The organism is Streptomyces sp. NBC_01497, assembly GCF_036250695.1.
Taxonomy (GTDB): Bacteria; Actinomycetota; Actinomycetes; order Streptomycetales; family Streptomycetaceae; genus Streptomyces.
Genome location: NZ_CP109427.1, coordinates 4,915,154 through 4,927,069, shown reverse-complemented (window position 1 = coordinate 4,927,069; position 11,916 = coordinate 4,915,154). Strand labels below are relative to the sequence as shown.

Below are 11,916 nucleotides of genomic sequence, written 5' to 3'. Positions count from 1 at the left end.
CTCGGACGCGGAGTCCGCTTCGGCCAATTCAGTGATCGCACACACACTCGAACGCGTCAAGAAAACGTTAAAGATTAGGTAAGGTAACAAAGTACCGGCCTGCCGGAGGAACGATCCGGCACGCGTGCGAGGGAAGGATCGGCCCCTGACTGTCCACCAGCTCAACATCCTGTTGCTCATCAGCTCCCTGGTCCTGCTCGTCGCCGTCGCGGCCGTACGCATCTCATCCCGCAGCGGGCTCCCCAGCCTGCTGATCTACCTGGGCATCGGCGTCGCGATGGGGCAGGACGGCCTCTTCCACGTCCGCTTCGACAACGCCGAACTCACCCAGGTCATCGGCTACGGGGCCCTCGTCGTGATCCTGGCCGAGGGCGGTCTCGGCACGAAATGGAAAGACGTCAAGTCCTCCCTGCCCGCCGGCATCGCCCTGTCGACCGTCGGGGTCGGCGTCAGCATCGGCGTGACCGCCACGGCCGCCCACTACCTCGTCGGGCTCGACTGGCGCCAAGCCGTGATCATCGGCGCGGTGGTCTCCTCCACGGACGCGGCGGCCGTCTTCTCCGTGCTGCGGCGGGTCCCGCTTCCCACCCGGGTCACCAGCGCCCTGGAGGCGGAGTCCGGCTTCAACGACGCCCCCGTGGTGATCATCGTGGTGGCGCTGTCCTCGACGGGACACGTCGCCACCTGGTACGTCCTGGTCGGCGAGATCCTGCTGGAACTCCTCATCGGCGCCTGCGTGGGCCTCGCCGTGGGATACGTCGGCGCCTACGGACTGCGGCGCGTCGCGCTGCCCGCGTCCGGTCTCTACCCGATCGCCGTCATGGCCATCGCGGTCTCCGCCTACGCCCTCGGCGCCACCGCGCACGGAAGCGGCTTCCTCGCCGTCTACCTCGCCTCGATGATCCTCGGCAACGCCCGGCTGCCCCACTCCCCGGCCAACCGCGGCTTCGCCGAAGGGCTCGGCTGGATCGCCCAGATCGGCATGTTCGTGCTGCTGGGGCTGCTCGTCACGCCGCACGAGCTCGGCAAGGACTTCTGGCCGGCCGTCATGGTCGGCCTGGTCCTCACCGTGGTGGCGAGACCTCTCTCCGTGCTCGCGAGCCTCACGCCCTTCCGGATCCCCTGGGCCGAGCAGCTCCTGATGTCGTGGGCCGGCCTGCGCGGCGCCGTGCCCATCATCCTGGCGACCATCCCGGTGGTGTCCCAGATCGAGGGCAGCAGCCGGATCTTCAACATCGTCTTCGTGCTCGTCGTCGTGTACACCCTGGTCCAGGGCCCCACCCTGCCGTGGCTGGCGAAGGCCCTGCGACTGAGCGGTTCCTCCGACACCGCCGACCTCGGCATCGAATCCGCCCCACTGGAGCGGCTGCGCGGACACCTGCTGTCCGTGGCCATCCCCCCGCGCTCGAAGATGCACGGCGTCGAAGTCGGTGAGCTGCGGCTGCCGCAGGGCGCGGCCGTGACGCTGGTCGTACGCAACGACCAGAGCTTCGTGCCACAGCCGTCCACGCTCCTGCAACGCGGCGACGAACTCCTCGTCGTGGCCACGGACCCGGTGCGTGACGCGACAGAGGAACGCCTGCGCGCCGTGGGCCAGGGCGGCAAGCTGGCGAGCTGGCTCGGCGGAAGCGGACAGCGGTGACGACCCGCCACCCGCCCCGCCACCCGCCCCGGGGTGGGTGGCGGGGCACCTGCCCTGGGGTGCCGGGTCCGCACTGCCCCGGGGCGCTCACGTAGGGAGCCGAGCGCCGAGCGGCCCGCGGCCCGTCCCGTCGGGAGGCGGTGCCGACGGACGCGTGCGGACGGGACGCGGTGCATACGGGACGCGGTGCAAGCAGGCCCCCGGCTGTCCCCTTGGGACAACGAGGCCGCAATGGGCGCGGACCGCGCCGTCGGGGTGCCGTGAGCGCACGGGCCTGCGCACCGTCCCCTCGGGACAACGAGGCCGCAAGGGGCGCGGACCGCGCCGTCGGGGTGCCGTGAGCGCACGCCTGCGCACCGTCCCCTCCGGGTGCCGTGACCGCACGGGCCTGCGCACCGTCCCCTCGATGGCGTTCCCGTCGGCCCATGGACCGCTTCGCGGCCACCGCCAGGCCCGGTCCCCGGTCGAGCGCTGCCCGCGGCACGCGGACCGACGGATCGCGGCGATTCCGTACGTCGGCCGGCCGTCCACGCGCGAATCAAGGAGGATCGTCCGCTCCTCCATCCTTTCGCAGGGCCTCCACCCCGTAGGCCTGTACGATCGTTGAGCCTTGGTCCCGCTTCGGCATCACATGCCACGACGGCCAGGGACCGATCCCTCCGGATCGTCTGATCCTTCACGACAGTTGTTCTCGACTCCGTCTGACGCAGGGCTGGTGCGGCCGTGCACGCCGCGCACAGCGGACAGCCCTCGGCCGCCCCGCCCGCGGGCCGTGTCACCAGGCGGCAGAAAGGCAAGGACCGTGTCCCACACGGTCGACACCGAAACCGCCGGCCAGCCGGCCACCACCCGCCCCGGATACGGGCAGCTCCTGCGGACACCGGGCGCCTGGACCTTCCTGGTGCCGGGTTTCGCCGCGCGTCAGCCCTTCGCGATGCTCACGATCGGCATCGTCCTCCTCGTCCAGCACACGACCGGCTCCTACGGCACCGCCGGCGTCGTCGCCGCCGTGACCGGGGTGGCCATGGCGCTGTGCGCCCCGCAGAGCGGCAAGCTCGCGGACCGCTTCGGCCAGGCCACGGTGCTGGTGCCGGGCGTGCTGCTGCACGCCGCGTCCGTCACCGTGCTCATCGCCCTGGCCCTGGCGCACGCGCCCCTGTGGGCGCTGTTCGTCGCCGCCGTACCGACCGGCGCCTCCGTACCTCAGGTCGGCCCGATGGTCCGGTCACGGTGGGCGACCGTCCTGACCGGCTCGCCCGGGGCGTCCGCGCTGCTGCCGACCGCCGCAGCCTTCGAGTCCGTGACCGACGAGTTCACCTTCGTCATCGGTCCCGTGCTGGCCACCGCCCTGTGCACCGGCGTCCACCCCGCGGCGGGACTCGCCGCGGAGGCCGCCCTCACCCTGGTCGGCGGCCTCATCTTCGCGGCACGCCGCGCCACCCAGCCCCTGACCGTCAGCACCCCGGCCGGCGGTCACGAAGGAGCTCGGAGCGCCTCGGCGCTGTCCATCCCAGGCGTACGTGTCCTGGCTGTCTCCTTCCTCGGCATCGGCGCCGTCTTCGGTGGCATGCAGGTCTCCCTCACCGCGTTCGCCCAGGAGATCGGCAGCCCCGGGGTGAACGGCCCGCTCTACGGTGTCTTCGCGGCCGGCAACATGCTGTCCGGCCTTGTCTTCGGCGCTGTCACGTGGAAGACCGGGCCGCGCCGCAGGCTGGTGCTCGGCTACACGGGCCTCACACTCGTCTCGGCCACGCTGTGGGCCGTCCACTCGGTCGCGCTGTTCGCCGTGCTCGGCCTGCTGGCAGGACTGTGCATCGCCCCTGCCCTGATCAGCGGCTACACCCTGATCGAGGCCCTGGTGGAATCATCTGCCAGGACGGAGGCGTTCACCTGGCTGACAGGTGCTGTCGCGCTCGGCCAGGCAGCGGCCGTCACGGTGGCGGGCCGACTCGCCGACACGCATGGAGCGCGGGCCGGATTCCTGGTGCCGCTCATCGGCACGGCTCTGGCCTTGGCGGTGCTGCTCCCCCTCCAATCGAGGCTCCTCCCCCGGGGTCCGGGGCGGGGAGCGATACGTGCGATGGGTCACCGCGAGACGACGGCAGTGGACTGAACGCTCGGAATACGTCAGTATGGAGCGTCGTTAGCACTCATCGAGTGAGAGTGCCAGGAGGAGCAAGTGCCGACCTACCAGTACCAGTGCACCGAATGTGGCGAGGGCCTTGAGGCGGTGCAGAAGTTCACCGATGACGCCTTGACCGTGTGCCCCAACTGCCAGGGACGCCTCAAGAAGGTGTTCTCCGCGGTCGGCATCGTGTTCAAGGGCTCCGGCTTCTACCGCAACGACAGCCGCAGCTCGTCGTCGAGCTCCACGCCCGCGTCGAAGTCGTCCTCCACCTCGTCCTCCGAGTCGAAGGACTCCAAGGACTCAAAGGCGACCGCTTCGACGTCGACGTCCTCGGCGTCTTCTTCGTCTTCGTCATCCTCCGCTTCGTCCTCCTCGGGCTCCGGCTCGTCGAGCACGTCGAGCGGTTCCTCGGCGGCCTGAGACCCCCGGCTCCGCCCTGTCGGGCCACGATCAGTCTCCTTTCCAGGGCCCCAGCTCGTTGTCACGGCTGGGGTCTTCGGTCTGCCTGCCTCCTGATCTGCGACGACGGTTAGGGTGACGGCCATGGCGAACGCAGAGATCGGCGTGATCGGTGGATCCGGCTTCTACTCCTTCCTTGAGGACGTGACCGAGGTCCAGGTGGAGACGCCGTACGGGCCTCCGAGCGACTCCCTCTTCCTCGGCGAGGTGGCAGGCCGGCGAGTGGCCTTCCTGCCCCGGCACGGCCGCGGCCACCATCTCCCGCCGCACCGCATCAACTACCGCGCGAACATGTGGGCCCTGCGTTCCGTGGGCGTCCGGCAGGTGCTGGGTCCCTGTGCCGTGGGCGGTCTGCGTCCCGAGTACGGCCCCGGCACCCTGCTGGTTCCCGACCAGCTGGTGGACCGCACGAAATCCCGCCCCGGGACCTTCTACGACGGGGTGCCACTGCCGGACGGCAGCACGTCCAACGTCGTCCACATCTCGCCTGCCGACCCCTACTGCCCCGAGGGGCGGAAGGCAGCGATCGCGGCGGCACGCGGACAGGACTGGGAGCCCGTCGAGGACGGCACGCTGGTGGTGATCGAGGGGCCGCGCTTCTCCACCCGGGCGGAGTCCCGGTGGCACGCGGCGATGGGCTGGTCAGTGGTCGGGATGACCGGGCACCCCGAGGCCGTACTCGCTCGTGAGCTGGGTCTTTGCTACACCTCCATGACGCTCGTGACCGACCTGGACGCGGGAGCCGAGACGGGCGAGGGCGTCTCCCACGAGGAGGTGCTGAAGGTCTTCGCCGAGAATGTGGACCGGCTGCGCACAGTGCTGTTCGACGCAGTGGGCGGACTGCAGCCGAGCGAGACCCGGGACTGTCTCTGCGCACATGCCCTGGACGGAATCGATCCTGGGATCAGGCTGCCCTGAGCGTCGGCCGGCCAACCGCCGCCGCCTCGCTCGACCCCACAATCACCCTGGTGAGTGAGCGAGTTGTCCACAGGCCGGGTCGGGTCGACGGGGTTGTCCACAGGCCCCGGCAGGATCGTGCGGAGCCGGGCATGGTGAGTGTGCGTCGACCGCACCCGAGCGGTCGAGCACCTTCACACCAGGCGGTGGTTCGCCATGTCCCGAGCATTCCCGTCCGATCCGCGTCCGGCTCCCGCGGACCTGTCCACTCCGTCCCTTCCCTCCGTGTGCATGCGCCACAGGCCCGCTCCAGGAACGTCCGTGCCCGAGCCTCGGGGTGTGCCCGCTTTCGATCCGGTGCGGGTGCGCGGGCAGCGGGACCGGTTGCGCCGGGCGGTACTGCGCCGGCGCCGTGTCATGGCCGCCGGCCTGGCGGTGACCGCCGCCGCGTTCGCGGCGACGGGAGCCGGAGGGGCCACGGGGTCCGCCGACCCGCTTCCCACGGGCCCGGAGGCGAGCCCTCGTCCGAGCGCCACAGAGAGTCCCCGCAGGGCCACAGGCGCGCCCCCGACCGATCGGGCCGCGGGGCGGACCGTCGCCGCGCCGGTGCGTGTGGCCGACGCGGCGACGGTGGGGCTGCTGCAGCCCGGCGACCGTATCGACGTCATCGCGACACCTGTCCCCCCGGCGAGCGCGGTGGACGGCGCGCGTCGGGAGCAGAAGGCCAGGATCGTCGCCACCGGGGCCCGCGTCGTCGAGATCCCGGACACGGACACGGACGCCTCGATCGAGGGCGGAGCACTGCTCGTACTCTCCGTGACCCGGGCCGTGGCCGCGGATCTGGCCTCAGCCGCGGCCGTGTCACAACTGACGGTGACGCTGTGCTGAGCCGCCTGGAAACGGCGGTGACGCTGGCGTTGCAGGGTCAACCCAGGGCTCCCGCGGATTGGACAGCGAGACCGTGTACTGACGTAATTTGCGAGGCAGGTTGCGACTCCAACGACACGGGCGAAGAGAGGCTCTCTGGTGAGCAAGGAGAAAGAGAGCGTGCTGGCGGGCTTCCGAGCCTTCCTGATGCGCGGAAACGTCGTCGACCTCGCGGTCGCGGTGGTCATTGGCGCGGCGTTCACCAACATCGTGAACGGGGTCGTCAAGGGCATCATAAATCCGGTGGTGGGCGCCTTCGGCACCCAGGATCTGGACAAGTACCACGCCTGCCTCCAGGCGCCCTGTATGACGGACAAGGCGGGCGAGACGCACGGGATCGAGATCCTGTGGGGGGCGGTCCTCAGTTCCACGTTGAACTTCGTGATCACGGCGGCCGTCGTGTACTTCCTGATGGTGCTGCCGATGTCCAAATTCCTCGCCAGGCGGGCCAGGCTGATGGCGGCCAAGGAGCAGGTCTCGGTGGACGAGGTCGTCCTCGAAGCGAGCGAGCTGGACGTGCTGAAGGAGATCCGGGACGCTCTGGTCTCCCAGCGTGCCCCCAGCAAGAACGGATCGTCTGTCCCGCGGAGCCGCTGACGACGATCCTCGGCCGGCCCCTTCAGATGTGGTGGGGCGGCTTCTCGTCGAGGAAGCGGGCGAGGTCGGCGGCCGTACCCGAGTTCACAGCCGGACGCTCGCCCCAACCGTCGTCGGAGTCGTCCGCGGACCGCTGGTCCAGGGGGTCGTCGAAGACCAGACCGGGGCGTGCGGGCAAGGCTGACGACGGGGACGCCGACGCGGGCGACGCCGGCGTTCCGGCCCGCCCGGTGCCGCCGGGCTCGGACTCGGGGTCGGGGGCTGTGCTCATGCCTCCAGCGTACGGCGCCACCGGCGACGGCCGGGCTGGGCAGGACACGCGCGCCGCTTCGGGCCGGCGCCGGAGTCTGATGTGCTTGGTCCATGACCTCGCCGGATCCAGGAAACAGGACATCGCGCGTCGTGCGGCGGATGACCGCACGCGGACGGGACGAGGAGCATCGCGCCTCGACGCCCTTGGAGCTCCTCTTCGATCTGTGTTTCGTGGTCGCGGTGGCCCAGGCCGGAGCGCGACTCGTGCACACGCTCGCGGAGGGCCATCCGGGCAGCGGTGTCCTCGGCTACCTGTTCGTCTTCTGGGGCATCTGGTGGGCCTGGATGAATTTCACCTGGTTCGCCTCGGCCTACGACGTCGACGACGTGCCCTACCGCGTGGCGACGCTCGTGCAGATCACCGGTGTGCTGATCTACGCGGCGGGCATCCCGCGGGCCTTCACGGACAACGACTGGACCGTCGCCGTCATCGGCTACCTCGTGATGCGGCTGGCGCTGACCGGGCAGTGGCTGCGGGCGGCAGCCTCCGAGGAAGCGGGGAGCGCGGCGCGGCGGACGGCTCTGCTGTACGCGACGGGCGTCACGTTGTGCCAAGTGGCATGGGTGGGGCTGCTGTTCGCGCCGGAGGATTTCCGCCGGTGGCTCTTCCTGGTCGTGGGGGTGGCCGAGATGCTGGTGCCGATCGTGGCGGAGCGCCGTCAGCAGACATCGTGGCACCCGCACCACATCGAGGAGCGGTACGGACTGTTCACCCTGATCGTGCTCGGCGAGACGATGTCGGCGGCCACCGTCGCCGTGCAGTCCGCACTGGACGAACACGAAGCACTCGGGCGGCTGCTGCCGATCGCCGGCGGTGGTGTCCTCATCGTCTTCGCCGCCTGGTGGATCTATTTCTCGGTGCCCGCGCACGAGCGGCTGTGGACCGACCGGGAGGCCATCCCCTGGGGCTACGGCCACTTCGTCATCTTCGGGTCGGCGGCAGCGATCGGGGCGGGCCTGGAGGTCGCGGTCGAACACGCGGTGGGTGAGGCGCATGTCTCGGCGCGAGCGGCGGGGGCCGCGGTCGTGGTGCCGACGGCGGTCTTCCTGATCGCCGTGTGGCTGTTGCACGCGCGGCGTTTCAAGGGCGGCCTGGTGCAGCAACTCGTACTGCCGGTGGCCTCGGTGGCCGTTGTCTGCTGCGTCTTCGCCGGCGACTGGGCGGTGCCGGCGGCGGGGCTGGTGGCGGCGGCGACCGTGGTGGTCGGTGTGACGCTGGCCGCCAGGATCCCGGAGACCGGGCCGCCTCATGGCGGCGGTGGCGCGAGTTTGTCCGGTGTGGCCGGTGCGACGGAGGGAGTTTCCAGTGACTGACGGGGTAGGCCGCGGCGCGTTGACCGATGTGGCGGGCCTGCGGGTCGGACACGCGCAGGTGGCGGGCGAGCACGCGCTGACGGGCACGACGGTGGTACTCGCGCCGGAGGGCGGAGTGACGGCCGCAGTGGACGTACGGGGCGGGGGCCCGGCGACACGCGAGACGGACGCCCTGGATCCCCGCAACCTGGTCGAGCGGGTGGAGGCGGTCGTCCTGACGGGCGGCAGCGCCTACGGTCTCGACTCGGTCTCCGGCGTCATGGCGTGGCTGGAGGAGCAGGGCAGGGGCGTGCGGGTCCCCGACCGGCGGCATGTCGTGCCGGTGGTGCCCGCGGCGGCCATCTTCGACCTGGGACGCGGCGGGGACTGGAAGGTCAGGCCGGACGCGGCCACGGGACGGGCGGCGGTCGAGGCGGCGGCCGCGTCCCGCGACGGTGCGCCACTCGCCGAGGGCGGCGTCGGCGCGGGTACCGGCTCGCTGGTCGGCCCGCTCAAGGGAGGAGTCGGTACGGCCGGCACGGTGCTGGCCGACTCGGGGATCACGGTCGCCGCGCTCGTCGTCGCCAACGCGGCGGGGTCGGCGGTCGATCCCCTCACGGGTGTGCTGTACGGGCGCTACTACGAGGGACGTACGGCCTACCCCGCACCGGAGGTCCACGAGGCGGCGCGGGCGAGGCTGGCCGCCCTACGCGAAACGGCCGGGCCGCCTCCCCTGAACACCACCCTGGTGGTGGTCGCCACGGACGCGGACCTGAGCCGCTCGCAGGCGCAGAAGATGGCGGGTACCGCGCACGACGGCATCGCGCGTGCGGTACGGCCCGTACACATGATGAATGACGGGGACACGGTCTTCGCTCTCGCGACCGGCGGTTTTCCCCTGGGGGACGGGCCGTTGGCGCTCAATCCGGTACTGGCGGCGGCAGCCGACGTGGTCACCGGCGCGATCGTCCGGGCGGTCCTCATGGCGGAGAGCGTCACCGGGCCGGGCGGAGTGTTCCCCTCGTACCGAGAGCTGTACGGACCTGACAGCGCGTTGGGGGTTCTTTGACGAAGCGGGGATGAAATTCTTCGAATCGCGCCACATTTCCCAAAACTCTGGACGTGATCTCACCCCAAGGGGCTACGGTATGCGTTCACAAAGTGACACCTGGCGATGTCGGGGAGATCCCTCTTGAACGGTCCGTACGAGACGACCGAGACGCACATCCAGCGCCTTCTGGAACGCTCGCTCAACTCCTTCGTGCTGCCCGAGGATCTGATCGGGCGGCTCGACTCCGCGCTGGCGCACGCCAGTTCACTGTCCTCCGCGCATCACAGCAAGGGACAGCACCGCGAGACGTACCGGCACACGTTCCTGCTCTCCGACAGCAGTGCGCTGACCCTGTGGGAGGTGGTGCACACCACCGGCCGCGACGGCACACCGCTGCACGAGTTGTTCGTGGCCGAGACGGACGCCCGGCAGGCCGCCACCGAACTGTTAGGCCAGGAAGCCCGGCTCAGCATGGCGGAGATGTCGGGGCCGGAGTTCGAGGCCCGGATGTCACCCGAAGAGGTGCTGGCGGCATCGCCGTCCTCGTTGCCCCGGCTCTACGTGAACGACAACTCCGTCGATCACGCACGCCGGGTGCTGCGGCGCGCGGAGAACGCGGACCGCCCCGGCGAGGAGACCGGGCGTCTCCTGCGCACGGCCTTCGCCCACCACATCGCCCAGGTCTTCGGACACTGGTGCCATCTGGATGAGGGGAACGCCGGGTTCATGCTGTACGAGCACGCATTCTTGCTGATCGACGGCACCGAGACCAGCCTGTGGGAGATCGAACACACCGCGACGCCCGATGGCCGGCACATGTGCGAGGTGTACGTCGACGAGGCCGCGGCCCGGGCCGCGCTGGAGCTCAGGGCACGGGTGCGCTGAGCTTCCGGAAGCAGAGCCGGCCGGTACCGCGCGGGCCGGACGAACCCATAACCGGAGCCGTACCGTGCCGTGCCATGTCATGCCGGAGAGCGGCAGCGCCACCGCAGCGCCACCGCCATCGGCACCTGATCACGACCGGCGGTCGTGGTGCTTCGACCTGCGCGGCAGCACGTACATCATCAGGAACGTCAGCCCCAGGACGGCCATCACCCACCACATGGCGTGCTGGAAGCCCGCAACATACGCGGGACCCACGTCCGCCGGAGTGTGGACACGCCCGTCGACGGGTCCGTAGAAGACGACCGCGACAAGTCCGAGCCCCAGCGCGTTGCCCATCTGCATCGTGGTGTTGATGAGTCCCGAGGCCGAGCCGGCGTGCTCGCGGGGCACGTCAGCGAGGACCGCGTCCGTCAGGGGCGCCACGATCAGGCCCATGCCCAGACCGGCGACGGCGAGCGGCAACGCCATCTGCCACGAGTGGATGGCCAGGCCGTAGCGGCCGGCTTCCCAGACGTAGACCCCCAGGCCCGCGATCATCGTGAGGGCTCCCGCCTGAAGGACTTTGGCGCCGAACCGGGGTACGAGCGTCTGTACCGAGACCGCCGCCGCGCACGAGACACCGACGGAGAAGGGCACGCCCGTCAGTCCGGACCGCAGGGGGCTCCAGCCGAGACCCATCTGCATGTACAGGGTCCACACGAGGAAGAAGATGCCCATCACCAGACCGAAGGTGAGCTGAACGGCGATGCCGCCGGCGAAGCTCTTGATCCGGAACAGGGACAGCTCGACGAGGGGAGACCCGTCCCTGCGGGACTTGTGACGCTCGTAGGCGACGAAGACGGCGAAGACCACCAGACTGCCCGCCATGCAGAGATGGCCCCAGAGCGGCCAGCCCAGCTCCCGGCCGCGTGTGAGGGGGTAGACCAGCATCAGCAGACCGAGAGTGACGAGGACGACGCCGACCAGGTCCAGGCGCAGCGCCCGCGGCGCTTTCGACTCACCGATGAAGCGGCGTCCCAGCAGCAGGCCGGCGAGCCCGACGGGGAGGTTGATCAGGAAGATGGGGCGCCATTCGAGGCCGCCCAGGTTCCACTGGGTCAGGAGCGCGCCGAGCAGCGGCCCGGACACCGCGCCGAGACCGACGATCGCCCCGAACATGCCGAAGACCTTGCCGCGTTCGTGAGCGGGGAAGGTCGCGTGGATGATCGCCAGTACCTGGGGGACCATCATCGCGGCCATGGCGCCTTGCAGCAGGCGCGAGCCGACCAGCATCTCCGGGTTCACGGCGAGACCGCAGAGCGCGGACGCGGCCGTGAAGCCGCTGATGCCGATCAGGAAGAGGCGCTTGCGGCCGAAGATGTCGCCCAGCCGTCCGCCCGTGATCAGCGCGGCCGCGAAGGCCAGGGCGTAGCCCGCGGTGATCCACTGGACGGCGCCGAAGGACGCACCGGTGTCCCGTTCGATGCTGGGGATGGCCACGTTGACGATCGTGGCGTCGACGAGATCCATGAAGGCGGCCGTCATCACGATCGCCAGGGCGAGCCAGCGACGGCGGTCCGCGGGGGCCTGAGCATCTGGCGTGCGGGCGGTGGAGGGAGCGACAGGTGGAGATGCGGGCGGTTCGGCCGGGAGCTGGGGCACCGTTGTGTCCGGGATGGTCATGCGGACGACGCTAGGCCGTCACTAGGACAGAACCTGTCCTCATCGACGGGCACGATGAGTCTC

At 70.4% G+C, this 11,916-nt stretch carries 11 protein-coding genes; 9 read left to right on the top strand and 2 right to left on the bottom strand.

What is annotated here, in order from left to right:
• Nucleotides 1-124: 124 nt before the first annotated feature.
• The 6 genes from OG310_RS20790 (at nt 125) to OG310_RS20765 (ending at nt 6,650) form a co-directional block, all read left to right on the top strand.
• Complete coding sequence (locus tag OG310_RS20790) at nt 125-1,642, top strand: potassium/proton antiporter (protein WP_329457378.1); 1,518 nt, start codon at nt 125-127, stop codon at nt 1,640-1,642.
• An 802-nt stretch (nt 1,643-2,444) separates the two neighbouring features.
• Nucleotides 2,445-3,755, top strand: a complete 1,311-nt coding sequence (locus OG310_RS20785; protein ID WP_329457377.1) for an MFS transporter — start codon at nt 2,445-2,447, stop codon at nt 3,753-3,755.
• 66 nt (nt 3,756-3,821) lie between these two features.
• Complete coding sequence (locus OG310_RS20780) at nt 3,822-4,190, top strand: FmdB family zinc ribbon protein (RefSeq protein ID WP_329457376.1); 369 nt, start codon at nt 3,822-3,824, stop codon at nt 4,188-4,190.
• A 123-nt stretch (nt 4,191-4,313) separates the two neighbouring features.
• Nucleotides 4,314-5,147: an S-methyl-5'-thioadenosine phosphorylase gene (locus tag OG310_RS20775; protein ID WP_329457375.1), complete on the top strand. Its 834-nt coding sequence runs from the start codon at nt 4,314-4,316 to the stop codon at nt 5,145-5,147.
• A 300-nt stretch (nt 5,148-5,447) separates the two neighbouring features.
• Nucleotides 5,448-6,014: an RcpC/CpaB family pilus assembly protein gene (locus OG310_RS20770; RefSeq protein WP_329457374.1), complete on the top strand. Its 567-nt coding sequence runs from the start codon at nt 5,448-5,450 to the stop codon at nt 6,012-6,014.
• Between the two features lie 138 nt (nt 6,015-6,152).
• Nucleotides 6,153-6,650: a large conductance mechanosensitive channel protein MscL gene (locus OG310_RS20765; protein WP_329457373.1), complete on the top strand. Its 498-nt coding sequence runs from the start codon at nt 6,153-6,155 to the stop codon at nt 6,648-6,650.
• Nucleotides 6,651-6,672: 22 nt separating this feature from the next.
• Here OG310_RS20765 and OG310_RS20760 read toward each other — a convergent pair whose 3' ends face one another.
• The gene (locus tag OG310_RS20760) at nt 6,673-6,921 is read right to left on the bottom strand and encodes a hypothetical protein (RefSeq protein ID WP_329457372.1); all 249 of its coding nucleotides are present in this window, start codon (nt 6,919-6,921) and stop codon (nt 6,673-6,675) included.
• 92 nt (nt 6,922-7,013) lie between these two features.
• On the opposite strand from OG310_RS20760, the gene OG310_RS20755 reads away from it, so the two are divergent.
• The 3 genes from OG310_RS20755 (at nt 7,014) to OG310_RS20745 (ending at nt 10,191) form a co-directional block, all read left to right on the top strand.
• On the top strand, nt 7,014-8,276 hold the full coding sequence (locus OG310_RS20755) for a low temperature requirement protein A (RefSeq protein ID WP_329457371.1): 1,263 nt from the start codon (nt 7,014-7,016) through the stop codon (nt 8,274-8,276).
• Nucleotides 8,269-9,324: a P1 family peptidase gene (locus tag OG310_RS20750; protein ID WP_329457370.1), complete on the top strand. Its 1,056-nt coding sequence runs from the start codon at nt 8,269-8,271 to the stop codon at nt 9,322-9,324. Before OG310_RS20755 ends, OG310_RS20750 begins: the two co-directional genes overlap by 8 nt.
• 123 nt (nt 9,325-9,447) lie before the next feature.
• Nucleotides 9,448-10,191 carry a DUF6227 family protein gene (locus tag OG310_RS20745; protein ID WP_329457369.1) on the top strand — a complete coding sequence of 248 codons (744 nt, stop codon included), beginning with the start codon at nt 9,448-9,450 and terminating at the stop codon, nt 10,189-10,191.
• A 129-nt stretch (nt 10,192-10,320) separates the two neighbouring features.
• Here OG310_RS20745 and OG310_RS20740 read toward each other — a convergent pair whose 3' ends face one another.
• Complete coding sequence (locus OG310_RS20740; protein ID WP_443078703.1) at nt 10,321-11,853, bottom strand: MFS transporter; 1,533 nt, start codon at nt 11,851-11,853, stop codon at nt 10,321-10,323.
• Nucleotides 11,854-11,916 lie beyond the last annotated feature (63 nt).

Coding starts and splice junctions, on each gene's coding strand:
- OG310_RS20775 (WP_329457375.1), top strand. CDS start 4,314: ATGGCGAACGCAGAGATCGGCGTGATCGGTGGATCCGGCTTCTACTCC.
- OG310_RS20760 (WP_329457372.1), bottom strand. CDS start 6,921: ATGAGCACAGCCCCCGACCCCGAGTCCGAGCCCGGCGGCACCGGGCGG.
- OG310_RS20755 (WP_329457371.1), top strand. CDS start 7,014: ATGACCTCGCCGGATCCAGGAAACAGGACATCGCGCGTCGTGCGGCGG.
- OG310_RS20740 (WP_443078703.1), bottom strand. CDS start 11,853: ATGACCATCCCGGACACAACGGTGCCCCAGCTCCCGGCCGAACCGCCC.